Raw genomic sequence first — 18,065 nt, forward strand, 5'->3', positions numbered from 1 at the left:
ATTGCTACTCTCTTATTTCTAAAACAGATTTTTATTGACCAAAGTTTTCTTGTTCAAGACGAGCAAGCTCACCGTTGCTGCGGATCTCACTCAACGCCTTATTAAAGTCATCTTTAAGAGAGTCGTTTTTACGTACAGCGATAGCAATGTTGTCATCATTATCTATCTCATCACCAACAATACCAAAGCCTTCAGGGTTATCTGCTAACCACGATTTGGCAGATACTTTTTCGGCCAATACAGCATCACTACGACCAGATTTTAGGTCTAGGTAGGCATTATCATAATTATCATATAATTGAACCGTATTACCGTCTTTACCTTCATAATTGTCCTGCAAATAAGCACCTGGAGTCGTTGAACGTTGACCGCCCAACGTCAGGTTTTGCATTGCCATTGGATCAAAACTGCCAGTCGTATCGGTCAGCCATACCATGGTATTTGCAAAGTAAGGCTCAGTGAAATCAACCTTTTCTTGACGCTCAGGAGTAATCGACATACCTGCGACCACAGCATCATACTTTTGAGCCAATAGACCTGGAATGATACCGTCCCAATCTTGTGCGACGATTTCACAGTTGGCTTGCATCTGCTCACACAAAGCATTGGCAACATCGACATCGAATCCTGCCAAGCTGCCGTCAGCATTAGTATAGTTAAAAGGAGGGTAAGCACCCTCAGTTGCGATACGAATCGTCTTACCAGCCGCGTCCGCTGCCGGTGCATCAGCGTTAGTATCAGCGGCCTCGTTGGCAGGTTGACTACAGGCACTAAGTGCAATGGCCGCGGTGATGGTCATTGACGACCACAATAGGCGAGAGTTCGACATCATACGTTCCTCATTTTTTAATAAAATTTTGATAAAGATTTGTGTAGTTTTAACGTCTGGCATCCTTGCCAGATATAAATACAATAACAAGTATTGACATTTTATGGACAACTCGATAATACCTCACTCAAATATCAAAAACAAACGTTTTGCATATTGACTGTTATTATCGAGCAATAAAGCATCAAATGAGGATAAAAGACATACCTAATGTTTGTATGTTATCGCCACTATCTGACACTGTCAGAATGACTCAGAATGACAACGTCAAATAGTGGTCAGGTAATTGATTATCTGAAGCTAAGGCTAATATATGGCACGCTATATAAAAGATTATAGATAAGTTTAGCTATTAGTTTTGATTGTGCGATGCCATAAACTCTTTGACTCGCTCTGAGGTAGGGTTGTCAAACACTTGTTCGGGTGTGCCTATCTCTTCAATCACACCTTGGTGCAAAAACACCACTTTGTTTGAAACTTCACGAGCAAAGCGCATCTCATGAGTGACAATTAACATCGTACGCCCCTCCTCTGCTAAGTCGCGCATAACGGTCAGCACTTCATTGACCAGCTCAGGGTCAAGTGCAGAAGTTGGCTCATCAAATAATAATACCCGTGGTTGCATAGCAAGTGCACGAGCGATCGCAACACGTTGACGCTGACCGCCTGATAAGTTGGCAGGATAAGCGTCTTTTTTATCAAGCAAACCAACTTTATCTAGCAGTTTTTCTGCATCAATGATAGCCTGCTCTTTTTTGACTTTTAATACTTGTGTTGGTCCTTCAATGATGTTTTGAAGAATGGTCTTATGCGGCCACAAATTAAAGTTTTGAAAGACAAAACCCACACGGGCCCGTAAGCTATCAAGCTGCTTGTTGTCTGCTGCTTGCATCTCGCCAGATTTGGTTGGCTTTAGCATGAGCTCTTCATTGCCAATGCTTATATGCCCTTGTGTTGGTTTTTCAAGTAGATTAATACACCGTAGTAAAGTCGATTTACCAGAGCCAGAAGACCCTAAGATAGAGATCACATCGCCATCATAAGCAATCAACGATACACCTTTGAGCACAGCCAATGAGCCGAAGCTTTTATGAAGATCTTGTAACTCTAAGGCAATAGGGCGAGTCGAGTTTGCGGCAGTCTCAAGCATGGGTCGGTAGATTTCCAATAAAAATAAATAAAGGGAGAAGCGTAATAATAACTTAAAATGATGCTAATAAGTTCTATAGGACGTTTGCGCCACATTGTCGCCTAAAACAAGACCAAAAGGCAAACTTTCTATCTATTTTTTGTGCTTGATATCTCTTGCTTCTTTATCCTTTTTCCATAAAAATAGCTCAGACAGTGTTAGCATATCTGAGCTTACATATGATATTACTGTTTTTTATATAAAACTGGTAATAGTCAGCTTAAGTTATAGCCAGTTTATAGGCTTATCAACAGCCAGTCTGTAAGCTTATTAATAGTAATTTAAGAGATTAAAATTAGTAGGTTGATACATGCTCTTCTGATTCGCTACCGTCTAGTATCTCAGTGTCGTCAGCCACTTCAGACTCATCAGCCGTAGCAACGGCAACATCATCATTCACCATAGGATCATCAGAGATATCTGCACTGTTGACTCCTTCTGTGACTTGCTCGACATCATCAACACTAGTGGCATCTTGCTCTACTTCTACTTGCGCATCCATAGCTGTTTCTTCTTCACTCATAGGTGCTTCTTTATCTGCACAAGCACCCAATGTTAAAGCCGCTGCTGCTAAAGAAGCGTAAAGCCACTTTTTATGCATAGGTTTGTGAGTGGTCGTATCTGAGGTAGTCATATCTTTAATAGTATTCATCTGAACTCTCCGTTGCTTAATAAGCATAATGGGATGAAAAAATTTTCTAAACCCACTTAATGGATATTGAGTTTAGGGAATGTCTGGTTATTTAGTACTCAACTATACTGATAACTGTTTGTCACTACCTTAGTATTTACAGCACAGTTATGTTAAAAGTGCGTAACCGCGTACGTATTAAGTTTTTTATATGATTATTTTGAGTTAACAGACTTACAAATAGACAATATTTTGATTTAAATCTTATATTTATAAAGGCTGGCAAAGACATTGTAAGTGACAAAAATTGCTAAGTAAAAGCAGATACTGTTCACAAATTCATCTTTACTATCGACGGTAACTCCTCTATGTTAAATAGCATCACGTTGTGAAGGCGAAAAAACGTAAATTCTTGCCAATGACAACCCCTTATTAGTGAAAAACTCTCATCCACACACACAAGGAACCCTTCTATGAGTCAATCAAATACCGCAGATGTCGCTACTTACATGCAACAAGTCGGCAAACAAGCTCGTACAGCATCGCGTACGCTTGCCGCTGCCAATACTGGCGATAAAAATTCAGCATTGATAGCGATTCGTGATGTATTAGTTGATAACAAACAAGATATTTTATCTGCTAACAAAATCGATATGGATAACGGTCAAAAAAACGACCTTGAAGCAGCACTCTTAGATCGCTTAGAGCTCAACGAAGATCGCTTTGAGGGCATGCTTCAAGGTCTAAAAGATGTCGCAGCCCTGCCTGATCCTATCGGTGAGGTCACCGATATGACCTATCGCCCATCTGGTATTCACTTAGGTAAAATGCGCGTGCCACTTGGCGTCGTTGGCATGATTTATGAATCACGCCCAAACGTTACTTTAGAAGCTGCTTCATTGGCCCTAAAATCAGGTAACGCCATTATTCTACGCGGTGGCTCTGAAGCCTTTGAATCCAATCAAGCAATCGCTAAATGTATCCACCAAGGCCTAAAAAAAGCGGGCCTCTCTGAGCATAGCGTACAAGTACTGCAAACCACAGATCGCGCTGCCGTTGGCGAGCTTATTACTATGACAGAATACGTCGATGTCATTGTACCGCGTGGCGGCAAAGGCTTGATTGCTCGTATTAGTAATGATGCCAAAGTACCCGTCATCAAACACTTAGACGGTAATTGCCATACCTTTATCGATAGCGACGCTGATTCAAAAATCGCCATCGATGTCAGCGTCAATGCAAAAACCCATCGCTATGGCACATGCAACACGATGGAGACGTTATTGCTCGATGACACGATTGCAGATGAGCTATTACCGAAGATTGCTGAAGCTATCGTACAAGCTGATGACGCCATGCAACTACGTCTCGATGATAAGGCGCAAGCTCTCTTGAATGACAATGCCAAGCTTGAGGGTCACCTATCGTCTGCAACCGATGAGGACTGGGATACCGAATATCTAGCGCCTATCTTAGCGATTAAAATCGTGGCAGGCATCGATGAAGCCATTGAACATATCAACACCCATGGCAGCCATCATACCGATGTCATCATTACTGATAACTATACTAAGTCGCAGCGCTTTATTCGTGAAGTGGACTCAGCAAGCGTCATGATTAATGCTTCTAGTCGTTTCGCAGATGGTTTTGAGTATGGCTTGGGCGCAGAGATTGGCATCTCAACCGACAAGATTCACGCGCGTGGCCCGGTAGGACTCGAAGGCCTAACCTCACAGAAGTGGATCGTCTATGGACATGGTGAGACACGTGCCTAACTTGTTGTCTCTTGTTAACTTTTACTCCTTAACCTACCACTTATGACCTAACCTCAAGTATAATCCACAAAAAACGTCAGCCCCATTGCTGGCGTTTTTTTATTGAGGGTAAATGGGCCATAAAAACTCACTTTCTCAATAAAAACCATGATAAAGATCAGGTTGCAACATAACGAAAACATTATATAGGAACATGATCTCATGCAAAGTGGCAAAATTAAGCACTATAACTCAGATAAAGGCTATGGCTTTATCGATGTTGATGAGCAAAGTGAAGATGTCTTCTTTCATGTCAGTAACGTCAGGTTGTCGCAGCCAATTACCGTAGGTCAACGAGTCTATTTTAATAGCGAACGTAACCATAAAGATCAATTGCGAGCAACTGAGGTTACGGATGCTTCGTTGAGTATCGAAGAGAGTTCCGCCAAAGTAAATCACGCCTCAATACGTTCAAACCAAAGTCATCAGAGCGGCAGTCAGAGACTAAGTGACGTGAATAGCCGTAACGATACTAGTAACTCTAATAGGCAGAACAAAAAAAGCTGGAAATCGACTGCTCTTAGCGTACTTATTCTTATTGCCATCATATTCTTTGGCTATACAGAATTAAAGCCGGCGTTACTCGGTGATGCTCCATCTAATACTACGTCAGCTTCTTCTTATGTTGAAACAGAGACAAGCGCTATTACTGGCGACCCTCAGATAGACCAAACCATTGTGCTGATTCAACAAGGTGGACCTTTTCCATATCCGAATAAAGACGGTACTACCTTTTATAATCGTGAAAGCAGACTGCCTGCCCAGTCCCAAGGCTACTACCGTGAGTACACCGTACCTACGCCTGGGGTGTCTCATCGAGGAGCGCGGCGTATTGTCACTGGTGGCAACCCTCCTACCGTCTATTATTTGACCATCGACCATTACGATAGCTTTCAAAAACTGCAGGTAAACTGACATGAGCCAAGCCATTTACTATATTAATCAAAACGGTATAACACTTAGTGATAGCATTCCTGAGCAGGCTATCGATATCCCAATCGGTAAGGTTTTTGATAAAGAAACACTTTTAACAAGTTTAGCCGAAGCGTGCGATTTCCCCAGCTACTTTGCCCATAACTGGGACAGTGCGTGGGATTGTTTGACAGACAGTAAAGTTGCATATCTAGCGCTTAATTTGGCTGCGGTAGAGAACATAAACACTGAGGACTTTAACGTTTTTAAAGGCATTATTGAAGATGCCTATAAGGACTTCGGCAAGCCGCAACTTTGGGTGACTATGCCGACAAAAGACAAGGATTAGTCGCTAATTATCACGAGACCTAAATTTGGGATAAATATAATTTTGTCCCAAATTTGGGTTAATTTATATTTAGAGAAAGGATTGAAGTATGGAGATTACTTTAAATGGCTATTACACCTTGATACTAGCCACTTTAGTACTACTGCTAGGGCGTTTTTTGGTTAAAAATATTAAATTTTTAGAAAACTTTAATATTCCAGAACCAGTTGCAGGTGGTTTGGTCGCTGCAGTCGTTGTTTATATATTAAATATATTTTGGGGATTTAGCTTTAACTTTCACCAAGGATTGCAAACGGCGACCATGCTGATGTTCTTTGCCTCTATCGGTCTGAGTGCTGATTTTAGTAAGCTCAAAGCAGGTGGTACGCCATTATTAGTTTTCACCATTGTGGTTTCCGTTTTTATTATCTTGCAGGATATCGTTGGTGTCGCGATGGCAAGTGCTCTTGGACTTGACCCTTTACTTGGGTTGGTCACAGGTTCTATCGCGCTTACTGGTGGACATGGTACAGCAGGCGCCTGGGGCATTACTTTAGAGGAGCAATATGGCGTAGTCGGTGCAACGACTCTAGGTATCGCTGTTGCAACTTATGGTCTAGTCGCAGGCGGCGTAGTCGGTGGGCCTGTAGCTCGTCGGTTGATTCAAAGGCTTGGTATAGAGCCAACTCCCTACAATCAAAGTCCAAGTGATATCGAAAAGGTAACAGGCGCGCAGTCACTATATAGTACCAAGCACGACGAAGACGACATTTTAAATGATAAAGAAATCTTTGAAAGACCTGACCACATTCGTCTTATTACTGCGTCCTCTACTATCGAAACTTTGGCATTGTTCGCCGGTGCACTGGCGTTTGCAGAAACCATGACATTGGTTGCAGCCGATACTTGGTTTGAGTTGCCTACCTTCGTCTGGGCGCTGGCAGGCGGTGTGATTATTCGTAACGTACTGACGATATTTTTTAACTTCGAGATGTTTGACCGTGCCATTGATGTATTAGGTAACGCCTCTTTGAGCCTGTTTTTGGCCATGGCATTGTTGTCACTAAAACTATGGCAGCTGACTGATTTGGCAGGACCTGTACTGATTATCTTAATTGTACAAACGGTGATTATGATTATCTATGTGTACCTAGTAACCTTTAAGGTAATGGGCAAAAACTACGATGCCGCTGTCTTGTCAGCAGGACATTGTGGTTTTGGTATGGGAGCAACGCCGACTGCGATTGCAAATATGCAGGCGGTCACCGATCGCTACCTGCCTTCGTATAAGGCGTTCTTAATTGTGCCAATGGTTGGTGCATTCTTTGTCGATATTGTCAACGCTACGGTATTGCAAATATTCGTTAATTTGCCGTTTATGTAAAAACAAGACTTTTTAGACCAGTCTTAGTAATAATTAAAGCCCCAACTACACTTTGGTTAGTTGGGGTTTTTAGTTAGCGTGTTTACTGATCACATAGTTTAAAGAACAAACCTTACGTTTTTGTTACGCAACTTATAATGACACCAAAACCATTAGCCGTTATCAATGTTGTATAAAAATATTGAGGTAAATTATGTTAGTGTTTGCAGTAATCATTGTTGTATCAGGCGCCCTTATCGTCGGGGCGCTTTGGGGTTTGTATGGACGACTACCTAGCTGGCTTGAAGGCAACTTGTTGGCGGTCGCAGGCGGCGCACTGACGATATCAGTGGTCATCGAGCTATTACAACCAGCTGTGACTGATAGCGGAATTTGGATCACAGCGGCTTTCACTTTATTAGGCGCCATCGTATTTGCAGGTGTTGACTACCTGATTGATGAAAAACTCAACTCAGAAGGCGGTGGTGGACTATTGGCTGCTATCACACTTGACGGGGTGCCTGAAAATTTGGCGCTAGGCGTATCACTTCTAAGCGGTAACGTAATGCAAGTCGCTGCATTAGCAGGTTCTATCTTGTTGTCCAACCTTCCAGAAGCAGCCGGCGGTGCCAAAGAGATGCGCAAAAATGGCAAAAGTAACAAGAAAGTGCTCATGCTTTGGATCGGTGCTGCTGTTTTGTTATCGCTTGCTGCTATCTTAGGTAAGGTGCTGCTCAAGGGCGTTGATGAAGAGATTATTAGTGCTATCGATTGTTTCGCTGCTGGAGCTGTTATTGCTTCTCTAGCGACTGAGGTGTTTCCAACTGCTTTTAAACGCGGCAACCACTGGGCGGGTATCAGTGCGAGTGTTGGCCTGATATTGGCGTTGGCCTTAAATCAGCTCGGTGGTTGATGTGTTTGGCATGGCTGATACGTTGGCTGCCTAATCTCCGTGTACTATAATTCTGAATACTATGACCAAACCATCAATGTTCCAAAATCACGACTGGAAATTTAGCTATAACAAGGCTGTCAGTTACTCATAACCTTAAGCATAAAAAGACAGACTTTTTTATAACAAGAAAAAACCGCTCAGCCTAAGCTGAGCGGTTTTTTTTATCCAACGACTAATAAGCGCTGGCTAAATTAAGAGAACTGGCTTACTGGTTTTTTTCGTAAACTGGTAGCTCTTTACAGATGGCTTCTACTTTGTCACGTACATCGGCCAAGACTTTTTCATCACCGCGGCTATCTAGAACATCACAAATCCAGCCAGCCAAATCACTAGCTTGCGCTTCGTTAAAACCACGTGTAGTAATCGCTGGCGTACCGATACGGATACCAGAGGTGACAAACGGAGATTTTGGATCATTTGGTACAGCGTTTTTATTGACAGTGATATGCGCATCGCCAAGCCATTTATCCGCTTCTTTACCCGTCATTTCTTGCTTAACCAAGCTAATCAGCATTAGATGGTTTTCAGTACCACCAGAGATGATTTCATAACCACGCTCTTGGATAACTTTAGCCATCGCTTGGGCGTTTTTGACGACTTGCTGCTGATAGGTTTTGAAGTTGTCTTCTAGCGCCTCTTTAAAGCAAATCGCTTTGCCCGCGATTACATGCATCAATGGACCACCTTGGTTGCCTGGGAATACCGCAGAATTGAGCTTTTTCGCCAGCTTCTCATCGCGAGCCAAGATCATACCTGAACGCGGGCCACGTAAGGTTTTGTGCGTTGTCGTAGTGACTACATCAGCAAATGGTACTGGGCTTGGGTAAACGCCACCAGCGATAAGACCAGCCACGTGTGCCATATCTACTAGTAAATACGCGCCTACTTCGTCGGCGATTTCACGGAAACGTTCCCAATCTACAACCTGTGAGTATGCTGAAAAACCAGCAATAATCATTTTAGGCTTATGCTCTTTTGCCAAACGCTCAACTTCATCATAATCGATAAGGCCAGTGCCCTCGACCAAGCCGTACTGTACGGCGTTGTAGTTAAGGCCTGAAAAGTTAATATGCGCGCCATGCGTCAAGTGACCACCCGCGTCTAGGCTCATGCCTAGTACCGTGTCGTTAGGCTCAAGCAATGCTAAAAAGACGGCTGAGTTTGCTTGACTACCTGAATGCGGCTGTACGTTGACATATTCAGCACCGAACAACTCTTTTGCACGATCAATAGCCAATTGCTCAACGACATCGACGTGCTCACAGCCACCGTAATAACGCTTGCCAGGATAGCCTTCGGCGTATTTATTGGTGAGATCTGTACCTTGCGCTTCCATCACAGCTTGCGAGCAATAGTTTTCTGACGCAATAAGCTCAATATGGTTTTCTTGACGTACACTTTCAGCTTCCATGGCTTTTGAAAGTTCTGGATCAAAATCCTTGATAGATATATCTTTAAACATATGTATGTCCTACGTATTGACTATTATTAAAAAGGCGTTGTTAGAAAAAAGAAGCCTAGAGTCGGCGCCTCGATATCAGCAACAAGTTTTGATGTACTTCTGCACTTAGCGTATCGCTATGGGCAAGTGTAACATGAAATTTTATGTTATGAGCGCAAAAAACCCTTACCTTAAGCTAAGCGAATTAGATGGTTTTATAGCGTAAATAAATGGCCAACAAAATAAGCGTTTTTCTTATCTTAATACATGCCAGCACATGTTAAATACGTCATATCTAGCAATGTTTATCTAGCAAACCTACGATTATTAAAAACCCTCAAGCATCACTAGACAAAAATGCTGATAAAAAGGTTTCACTAATCAGTAATTTACGTCTATACCAGTCATAACACGTTTGACGTTGCCACCCATCGTCAGTTAAACAGACAGAGCGCTTGTTAGGTAAAGTACGGCTGCGTTTAAATAAGACATAGCCGATAGGAATACCTTTTAATTGCTGCAGACGACTCGCACCTCCCTCTAGACTTGCTAAAGGAAAGACACTCTGCGCCTGTACCCAAGGCTTATCCTCATTACCATACAACCGAACTTCGCGTACCCATGCTAGCATCGAACGATTAAGTGCGGAGTTATGCAGACCTAGTTGCCGCTTTTGGTGTAACGTAAGCTGACGATAACCTTCAAAGCTACGCTCTACGCGTAATGGCTGCCCTGCCTTTTCTTCTAGCATTGCAGTTAATGAGCCTTCGGCATTGAGCCATGGTAATAGCTCAATGGGCGGTGGCAAAGTATTGAAATAATCAAAGGAGTAACTGGGCATAAGTGACTAAATATGAGAAGTTAGAAAAGAAAAGCTAATATTACTCATAACTCTCAAACCTTATCAATCGTGATCAGTAAACTCTGGCATGTTATCAATATTAAACGGTAATGCATCGTGCGCTTGCTGGCGATATCGCGCCATTTGTAGTCGATCTTTTGCGCAAAAGTCAGCAATCGCTGGTACAAAACGTGGATCATAAATACGGTGCAATGAGTGTGTTTTAGTTGGAATAAACCCTCTTATGAGTTTGTGCTCACCTTGAGTACCGGGATCAAAATGCGTCAAACCTTGCTCAATGGCAAACTCAATGCCTTGATAATAGCACAGCTCAAAATGCAAACTATCATACTCACCAAGCGCACCCCAATAGCGCCCATATAAAGTCGCATTGTCGCTATGGGGTTTGTCGTATAAAAACAAGCTACTGGCAATAATCTCATCATTAGTATCGTAAGCTTGTACTAACAACAGACACTCAGGCATCTGTTTTGCTAATGCCATAAAAAACGCTTCTTTTAAATATGGCTGCTGTCCGCGGACGGCATAGGTCATTACGTAACAATGATAAAATGCCTTCCAATCCGCCTCAGTAGTCTCATCTCCGCATTTACGAACGCAACGAATCCCCTGGGCAATCACTTTTCTACGCTCAGCACGAATATTTTTACGTTTTCTAGCCGTCAATGTCGTTAAGAACGCATCAAAGTCTGTAAACGGCTTGCCATCTTGCAGTAAATCCTTATTTTGCCATAAGAACTGACAGCCTTGGCGCTCAAGGATAGGATTATTTGCAGTAAGCGCCTCTATTTCAGTATGGGTTATTTGTGCCGGATCACTCACATTATGAGCAGGCATTGCTGACATTGCCAGCTTGGCCAATTCTGGCGTTACAAACAGTCCATGCCAGCTTGACGCTCCTACTTGCTGGGCAATGTCGTCTACTCCTGCCATAATCATTTTTACGATATTGGTATCAAGCGTTTCGCCAGCCGCCAACCATAAGCGCTGCCCAGTAATTGGGGTATAAGGAGAGCTTGTCACTAGGCGCGGATAATAGTCAAGACCATATTGCGCGTAAGCTTGCGCCCATGCATGATCAAACACAAACTCACCGCGATGATGATTTTTTACAAATACTGGCATGACGGCGACAGCTTGAGCAATATCTACTGGTTCTATGATAGTATCGATCGTAGCTTTGTGACCCACATCATCTGTACGATAAACCAAAACGAAAATAGGCAACCATCCTGCCTGCTCGCCAATGGCATGTGTATCTATTAATGCCTGCCAAAAGGCAAACGACATAAAAGGCGTATCAGGCAATTGCCAATCGATTTGACTCTGCCAGCTTGTGTCTTTGAGTAGTGCATATTGTAAATTCATAATTCTCACATTGCATTTTCTTTATGGTTTAGCGTATCAAACGTCAACTATTTTGCTGTCACAATTTGCAAAATATCCCATTAAAGCAAACAATAATGTTCAAAAAATTGAGCTTTATGCTCAACCAATACAAAAAGTCATCTACAACGCTGCAGATGACTTTACTTATTATGTTGTATGATTATAGCCAAGCAAGGCGTTTGCTACATAAACCACAGATATTTACGTTATCGATTGGTTTTATAAATATACCAAAAAATTTGCCCCTAGATAATAGTTGCAAAAAACGTTAATTGCATGGAAAAGATGATATCAGTGTCGATGACTGGTAGAATAAAGCTGTTATTAGATTAATATAATTTAGATACATAGGATATGAGCAAAAACAGTACACTTAGTTCATTAAACAAGATTGACATTGAGCGAATTTATAGCGGATTAGCTATAATGTGCTGTCAATCAGTTACTTTTAAAAATGGTTTCTTTAGGGCAACCTTTTGAAATCTTATATTAACGCCTGTAAATGAACATGAGTAATAGAAAATTTTAAGCTGTTTTAACTTTTGGAACTGCATATAATGTACTAGTTATAGCCATATAGTTCGTTATCGCTTAGTAGCATTTAGCATTTAGCATTTAGCATTTAGCATTTAGCATTTAGCATTTAGCATTTAGCATTTAAAATAATACTAAGCCTTATTATTAACTACCGACTAAAGGATTACCCTACTAAAATGTCAAAAATTATTTATACAAAAACTGATGAAGCCCCAGCGCTGGCGACTCTGTCGTTCTTACCTATTGTTAAGGCTTTTACGCAGACGGCAGGGATTGCTATTGAGACCAGCGATATCTCTGTTGCCGCCCGAGTATTGGCTGAATTTCCTGAATACTTAAATGAAGAGCAACGTGTTCCTGACAATTTGGCTGAGCTTGGTCGTCTAACACAAGAACCTGACACCAATATTATCAAACTACCTAACATCAGTGCCTCTGTGCAACAGTTGAAAGCGGTAATCAAAGAGCTACAAGGCAAAGGCTACGCGATACCCAATTTTCCAGAAGATCCTCAAACGGATGAAGAAAAAGAGCTGCGTAAGCGTTTTGGTAAAGCGCTGGGTAGTGCAGTAAACCCTGTACTGCGTGAAGGTAACTCAGATCGCCGTGCACCAAAGGCTGTCAAAAACTATGCTCGCAAACATCCGCACTCTATGGGTGAATGGAAGCAATGGTCAAGCACGCACGTATCGCACATGCATGGCGGTGACTTTTATGACGGTGAGCAGTCTATAACATTAGATAAAGCTCGCACTGTCCGCATGGAATTGTCGCTCGATGATGGCACTAAAAAAGTCTTAAAGCCTGAAATTGCGTTGCAAGACAAAGAAGTCATCGATTTGATGGTCATGAGTAAAGATGCACTGCTAGAGTTTTATGAGCGTGAAATGGAAGACTGCCGCGAAGCTGGTATTTTGTTCTCATTGCACGTAAAAGCCACCATGATGAAAGTTTCTCACCCTATCGTCTTTGGGCATGCAGTAAGAATCTACTATAAAGAAGCCTTTGAAAAACATGGCGCGTGTTTTGATGAGTTAGGCATTAACGTCAACAACGGCATGGCTGATCTATACGATAAAATTTCAGTATTACCAGCATCAAAGCGTGAAGAGATTGAGCAGGACTTACATGCCTGTCAAGAGCATCGCCCGCGTCTGGCCATGGTCGACTCTGCAAAAGGTATTACCAACTTCCATTCTCCAAGCGACATTATCGTAGATGCTTCTATGCCTGCTATGATTCGTAATGGCGGTAAAATGTGGGGCGCTGATGGCAAATTATACGATTGCAAAGCCGTTATGCCTGAGTCTACTTTTGCTCGTATCTATCAAGAAATGATTAATTTTTGCAAATGGCATGGTAATTTTGATCCAACGACGATGGGTACTGTCCCTAATGTCGGCCTTATGGCTCAAAAAGCTGAAGAGTATGGCTCGCATGATAAGACCTTTGAATCTAGCGATACCGGTATGGCACGTATTGTCGATATTGACACCGACGAAGTCTTGCTCGAAAAAGACGTCAAAAAGGGTGATATCTGGCGCATGTGTCAAACCAAAGACTTACCGATTCAAGACTGGGTGAAACTTGCTGTACGCCGCGCACGTGAATCAAATACGCCTGTTATCTTTTGGCTAGATCCATATCGTCCGCACGAAAACGAGCTAATCAAAAAGGTTAATATGTACTTAAAAGACCATGATACTGATGGCTTACATATTGAGATCATGTCACAGGTTCGTGCGATGCGTTATACCTTAGAGCGCGTGGCGCGTGGTCTGGATACTATTTCTGCGACTGGTAATATCTTACGTGACTATCTGACAGACTTATTCCCTATCTTAGAGTTGGGCACGAGCGCAAAAATGCTTTCAGTTGTACCTTTAATGAAGGGTGGCGGTCTGTTTGAAACGGGTGCCGGCGGTTCTGCTCCAAAGCACGTCGAGCAGCTGGTAGAAGAAAACCATCTACGTTGGGATTCGTTGGGAGAGTTTTTAGCCTTAACTGAGTCTTTGGAGCATTTGGCCAAAAACGATAACAATACCAAAGCACAGGTATTGGCAGATACGCTTGATAAAGCGACAGAAAAACTGCTATTGAATGACAAATCACCATCACGCAAAACAGGTGAGTTAGATAACCGTGGTAGTCACTTCTATCTGGCTATGTACTGGGCTGAAGAGCTTGCGGCACAAGAGCAAGACAGCGAGCTAAAAGAGAAATTCTCTAAATTTGCGCAAAGTCTTGAGAGTCAAGAAGACGCTATTGTTAAAGAGTTCAATGACGCTCAAGGTAAATCTGTAGATATCGATGGCTACTATTTTGCCGATGAAAAGTTGGCTGAGCAGGCAATGCGCCCTAGCACAACATTCAACGAAGCTATCAATTCGTTATAAGTACGTAATTGGTTAAAATAAAAACACCCCAACGGTCTAAGATCGTTGGGGTGTTTTTTTCGGTTTAAGAAATTAGTGAAACAAGGAATCACTATGTAGCGTTATAAGCAACGCAGGTTTAAAGCTGACGTTTCCATGAAATTTTAAGCGTTCATATGCTTGATGACTGCTGCACCGAACTCCGAGGTACTAAGTAAGGTAGCCTTTGGCATCAAGCGCTCAAAATCATAAGTCACTGTCTTATTAGCAATCGCACCTTTTATACCTTCAATAATCAGGTCTGCTGCTTCAACCCAGCCCATATCACGTAACATCATCTCAGCTGACAGTATTAACGACCCTGGATTTACTTTGTTTTGACCTGCATACTTTGGCGCAGTACCATGAGTGGCCTCATAAACAGAAACAGCGCCGCCTTTATTCGCGCCTGGTGCGATACCAATACCGCCAACTTCTGCTGCCAGTGCATCAGAGATATAGTCCCCGTTTAAGTTTAGTGTTGCCACTACTGAGTAATCTGCAGGACGCATTAGTATTTGCTGTAAGAATGCATCGGCGATGACGTCTTTAATGACAATCTCATTACCTGTTTTGGGATTCTTCATCGTCATCCAAGGACCGCCATCTAACAACTCGGCGCCAAAACGCTCCGCAGCTAACTCATAGCCCCACTCTTTAAACGCACCTTCAGTAAACTTCATAATATTGCCTTTATGCACTAAGGTTACATTTGGCAAGTCATTATCGATAGCATGTTGAATGGCTTTGCGCACTAGGCGCTGTGTGCCTTCTTTTGATACAGGTTTGATACCGATACCGCAGTCTTCAGGGAAGCGTATTTTATCGACACCCATCTCATTTTGTAAAAAGTCGATGACCTTTTTGGCATCTTCACTACCCGCTTTCCATTCAATACCAGCGTAGATATCTTCTGAGTTTTCACGGAAGATGACCATGTCAGTCAATTCAGGATGTTGGACTGGACTTGGGACACCCTCAAACCAACGTACTGGACGCTGACAGACGTATAAGTCAAGCTCTTGACGTACTGCAACATTTAATGAACGAAAACCGCCGCCAACTGGTGTGGTTAATGGACCTTTGATACTGATGACATAGTCTTTTAAGACATCTAATGTCTCGCTTGGCAAGTAGTCACCTTCGTAGATTTTGGCAGCTTTTTCACCAAGGTAGGCCTCCATCCAGATGATTGATTTTTTGCCATGGTAGGCTTTGTCTACAGCAGCATTGACCACCTTTATCATGACAGGCGTGATATCTATACCGATACCATCACCTTCAACGAATGGAATAATGGGATTATTAGGAACGTTTAACGACAAATCAGCGTTGACTGTCACTTTTTCTCCGTCTCTTGGTACGATAACCTTGTTATAAGACATAAATAAAATTCCTTGATTATGTGTTAGGGTTCTCAGGCCCATTGATCACTTTGCTATATGACAAATATTTGCTATAAATATTTCGATTACTAGTACTGCAAATACCTTTATTCCATCATGGTTTTATAATTGAGGTTAGCTAACGTGATGTTTGTTTAGTATGCTATTGACTCAATACTGCTTTCGTTTTGTCTGACTATGTTAGACGCTTATCAACTGGTATATTTATAATATGATAGCTGTTCATGCTTAGTACATACTTAGTATGAGTAAAGAATAGTGCCTATTTTAACATCTATTCTCAGACGGTTTGGTTTCAAAATGTCAGACGATAATAGGTAGCGCAATCTTCCTTTTTTATCATATAAAACCTTTTCTTTTTCTTCTTTGTTTGGATATATTTGCCTTATGTCAACCTCAAGCCTTGTTTTATTTAACAAACCTTACGGAGTACAAAGTCAGTTTCGTGACGATAGTAACAATGACCATACTACGTTATCTGAATACTTCACTGACAAGTCTTTGAGAGTGGCTGGTCGCTTAGACGCGACTTCAGAAGGCTTACTTATTTTGACAAGTGATGGACGGATAAACAAAGCCATCACGCATCCACCAAAGGCCAATGATGGGCACAAACAAGGCAAAACTTACTTGGTACAGGTTGAAGGCATCCCAACTCCTGAGCAACTACGTCAGCTTGTAACAGGTGTTGTTTTAAAAGACGGTAAGACGCTGCCTGCTAAAGTCAAACATCTAAACGAAGACGAATTACCGATGTCTCTTTGGGCACGCAACCCGCCTATTCGCGAGCGTAAAAGCGTACCTGACTCCTGGCTAATGCTGACCATTTACGAAGGAAAAAACCGTCAAGTACGTCGTATGACAGCACATGTTGGCCTGCCTTGCTTACGCTTAATCAGATGGTCAGTGGCTGGGTTTGAATTGAGCGATCTAGGTGTTGGTGAGTTTGTACGTATTCATTTAAGTAAAGAGCGCTGTCAGCAGTTAGGTATCATAAAGTACTAGAACACAGGTTGTAGCAAATTTGCTGCTGACATTTAAAACGTTAGCGACTCGAATTAGCAAGACTAATCTGCTAGTATCCATTATTTGTTGTGTTTTAGCCAAATGGTTTGTCAATTTATTCATTCATTTGACTGACTAGCGGCTTATTTATGTTAAGGACATATCATGGCTTCTTATCGTTATCCTCTTCCTGCTATAGCTATTAGTGTTACAACGCTACTTGTGCTTAATGCTTGCCAGCCAATCACTGAAAACTCAGAAAGTACAGTCCTTCAAAACGATGAGACAACGACCATAGAGGAGGTTATAGCACCTTCAACCCAAGCAACTGAACAAGAAACTGAACAAGCAACCAAGGTAGATGAAACGATTGATGGGCATGCAGGTCATCATATGCCAGATGCAGCTATGAGCGCTGGTGATGTACAAATAAGCGATATGCTCAAAGATTACAGCAAGTCGATGGCAAGAATGCATGATGAGATGATGATCGGGATGAATTATAATGATCCGGATACTGCATTCGCTAAAGGCATGCTTGGACACCATCGCGGTGCCTTAGATATGGCAAAAACTGAGCTTAAATACGGTACTGATGAGACTATGCGTAAGCTTGCACAAGAAATTATAGACTCGCAGCAAGTTGAGATTGATACTATAAACAAGTGGCTTGCCAGTCATCCTGATGCCGCTAAACCCAAACCTGATACTCAAGCAATGCAGCAAGCCTATGCTAAGGGTATGGAAACTATGCATGGGGAGATGACACTTGGCATCGCAGACCCGATGCCTGATATGGCATTCGCTCGCGGGATGCTGCCACATCATATAGGTGCAGTAGATATGGCAATGGTGCAGATGAAGTATGGTAAAGATACAGAAATGCGTCAGCTTGCACAGCAGATCATTGATACACAGCAGCGTGAAATTGAGCTGATGCAAGATTGGATTGCTCTGCAAGAGATCGATAATAACGAGCTCAATCAATAG

The 18,065-nt window shown here is 42.3% G+C and carries 15 protein-coding genes; 8 read left to right on the plus strand and 7 right to left on the minus strand.

The genetic code is table 11. From position 1 onward, the window contains the following. Nucleotides 1–31: 31 nt before the first annotated feature. From ACS8FB_RS10665 to ACS8FB_RS10675, 3 genes are all read right to left on the minus strand, one after another. Nucleotides 32–832, minus strand: a complete 801-nt coding sequence (locus ACS8FB_RS10665; RefSeq protein WP_299218206.1) for a transporter substrate-binding domain-containing protein — start codon at nucleotides 830–832, stop codon at nucleotides 32–34. Nucleotides 833–1,181: 349 nt separating this feature from the next. Beyond that, the gene (locus tag ACS8FB_RS10670) at nucleotides 1,182–1,979 is read right to left on the minus strand and encodes an ABC transporter ATP-binding protein (protein WP_439262811.1); all 798 of its coding nucleotides are present in this window, start codon (nucleotides 1,977–1,979) and stop codon (nucleotides 1,182–1,184) included. Between the two features lie 334 nt (nucleotides 1,980–2,313). Beyond that, the gene (locus tag ACS8FB_RS10675) at nucleotides 2,314–2,670 is read right to left on the minus strand and encodes a hypothetical protein (protein WP_439262813.1); all 357 of its coding nucleotides are present in this window, start codon (nucleotides 2,668–2,670) and stop codon (nucleotides 2,314–2,316) included. A 452-nt stretch (nucleotides 2,671–3,122) separates the two neighbouring features. Here ACS8FB_RS10675 and ACS8FB_RS10680 point away from each other — a divergent pair, with 452 nt between their 5' ends. The 5 genes from ACS8FB_RS10680 to ACS8FB_RS10700 all read left to right on the plus strand — a co-directional run bounded on the left by ACS8FB_RS10680 (nucleotide 3,123) and on the right by ACS8FB_RS10700 (nucleotide 7,979). Next, nucleotides 3,123–4,424 carry a glutamate-5-semialdehyde dehydrogenase gene (locus ACS8FB_RS10680; protein WP_439262815.1) on the plus strand — a complete coding sequence of 434 codons (1,302 nt, stop codon included), beginning with the start codon at nucleotides 3,123–3,125 and terminating at the stop codon, nucleotides 4,422–4,424. Between the two features lie 201 nt (nucleotides 4,425–4,625). Next, a complete protein-coding gene (locus ACS8FB_RS10685) occupies nucleotides 4,626–5,378 on the plus strand; it encodes a ribonuclease domain-containing protein (protein WP_439262817.1) in 753 nt (250 codons plus the stop codon). Nucleotide 5,379: 1 nt separating this feature from the next. Continuing rightward, a complete protein-coding gene (locus ACS8FB_RS10690) occupies nucleotides 5,380–5,724 on the plus strand; it encodes a barstar family protein (RefSeq protein WP_439262819.1) in 345 nt (114 codons plus the stop codon). Nucleotides 5,725–5,812: 88 nt separating this feature from the next. Further along, nucleotides 5,813–7,087, plus strand: coding sequence for a sodium/glutamate symporter (gene gltS / locus ACS8FB_RS10695; protein WP_439262821.1), 1,275 nt, complete (start codon nucleotides 5,813–5,815; stop codon nucleotides 7,085–7,087). 193 nt (nucleotides 7,088–7,280) lie between these two features. Then, nucleotides 7,281–7,979, plus strand: coding sequence for a ZIP family metal transporter (locus ACS8FB_RS10700; protein WP_439262823.1), 699 nt, complete (start codon nucleotides 7,281–7,283; stop codon nucleotides 7,977–7,979). Between the two features lie 247 nt (nucleotides 7,980–8,226). On the opposite strand, the gene glyA is transcribed toward ACS8FB_RS10700, so the two are convergent. The 3 genes from glyA to ACS8FB_RS10715 form a co-directional block, all read right to left on the minus strand. Further along, nucleotides 8,227–9,483, minus strand: a complete 1,257-nt coding sequence (gene glyA / locus ACS8FB_RS10705; RefSeq protein ID WP_439262825.1) for a serine hydroxymethyltransferase — start codon at nucleotides 9,481–9,483, stop codon at nucleotides 8,227–8,229. A gap of 316 nt (nucleotides 9,484–9,799) precedes the next feature. After that, nucleotides 9,800–10,303, minus strand: a complete 504-nt coding sequence (locus ACS8FB_RS10710) for a chorismate--pyruvate lyase family protein (protein WP_439262827.1) — start codon at nucleotides 10,301–10,303, stop codon at nucleotides 9,800–9,802. A 63-nt stretch (nucleotides 10,304–10,366) separates the two neighbouring features. After that, nucleotides 10,367–11,692 (minus strand): GNAT family N-acetyltransferase, encoded by a 1,326-nt coding sequence (locus ACS8FB_RS10715; protein WP_439262829.1) that lies wholly within the window; start codon nucleotides 11,690–11,692, stop codon nucleotides 10,367–10,369. 734 nt (nucleotides 11,693–12,426) lie between these two features. On the opposite strand from ACS8FB_RS10715, the gene ACS8FB_RS10720 reads away from it, so the two are divergent. Further along, on the plus strand, nucleotides 12,427–14,646 hold the full coding sequence (locus ACS8FB_RS10720; protein ID WP_439262831.1) for an NADP-dependent isocitrate dehydrogenase: 2,220 nt from the start codon (nucleotides 12,427–12,429) through the stop codon (nucleotides 14,644–14,646). A gap of 143 nt (nucleotides 14,647–14,789) precedes the next feature. Here ACS8FB_RS10720 and icd read toward each other — a convergent pair whose 3' ends face one another. Continuing rightward, a complete protein-coding gene (icd, locus tag ACS8FB_RS10725; RefSeq protein ID WP_439262833.1) occupies nucleotides 14,790–16,049 on the minus strand; it encodes an NADP-dependent isocitrate dehydrogenase in 1,260 nt (419 codons plus the stop codon). A gap of 408 nt (nucleotides 16,050–16,457) precedes the next feature. Here icd and ACS8FB_RS10730 point away from each other — a divergent pair, with 408 nt between their 5' ends. Then, nucleotides 16,458–17,075, plus strand: a complete 618-nt coding sequence (locus tag ACS8FB_RS10730) for a pseudouridine synthase (RefSeq protein ID WP_439262835.1) — start codon at nucleotides 16,458–16,460, stop codon at nucleotides 17,073–17,075. A 165-nt stretch (nucleotides 17,076–17,240) separates the two neighbouring features. Continuing rightward, complete coding sequence (gene copM / locus ACS8FB_RS10735) at nucleotides 17,241–18,065, plus strand: CopM family metallochaperone (protein WP_439262837.1); 825 nt, start codon at nucleotides 17,241–17,243, stop codon at nucleotides 18,063–18,065.

It is taken from the genome of Psychrobacter sp. 1U1 (assembly GCF_051847535.1).
Taxonomy (GTDB): Bacteria; Pseudomonadota; Gammaproteobacteria; order Pseudomonadales; family Moraxellaceae; genus Psychrobacter; species Psychrobacter saeujeotis.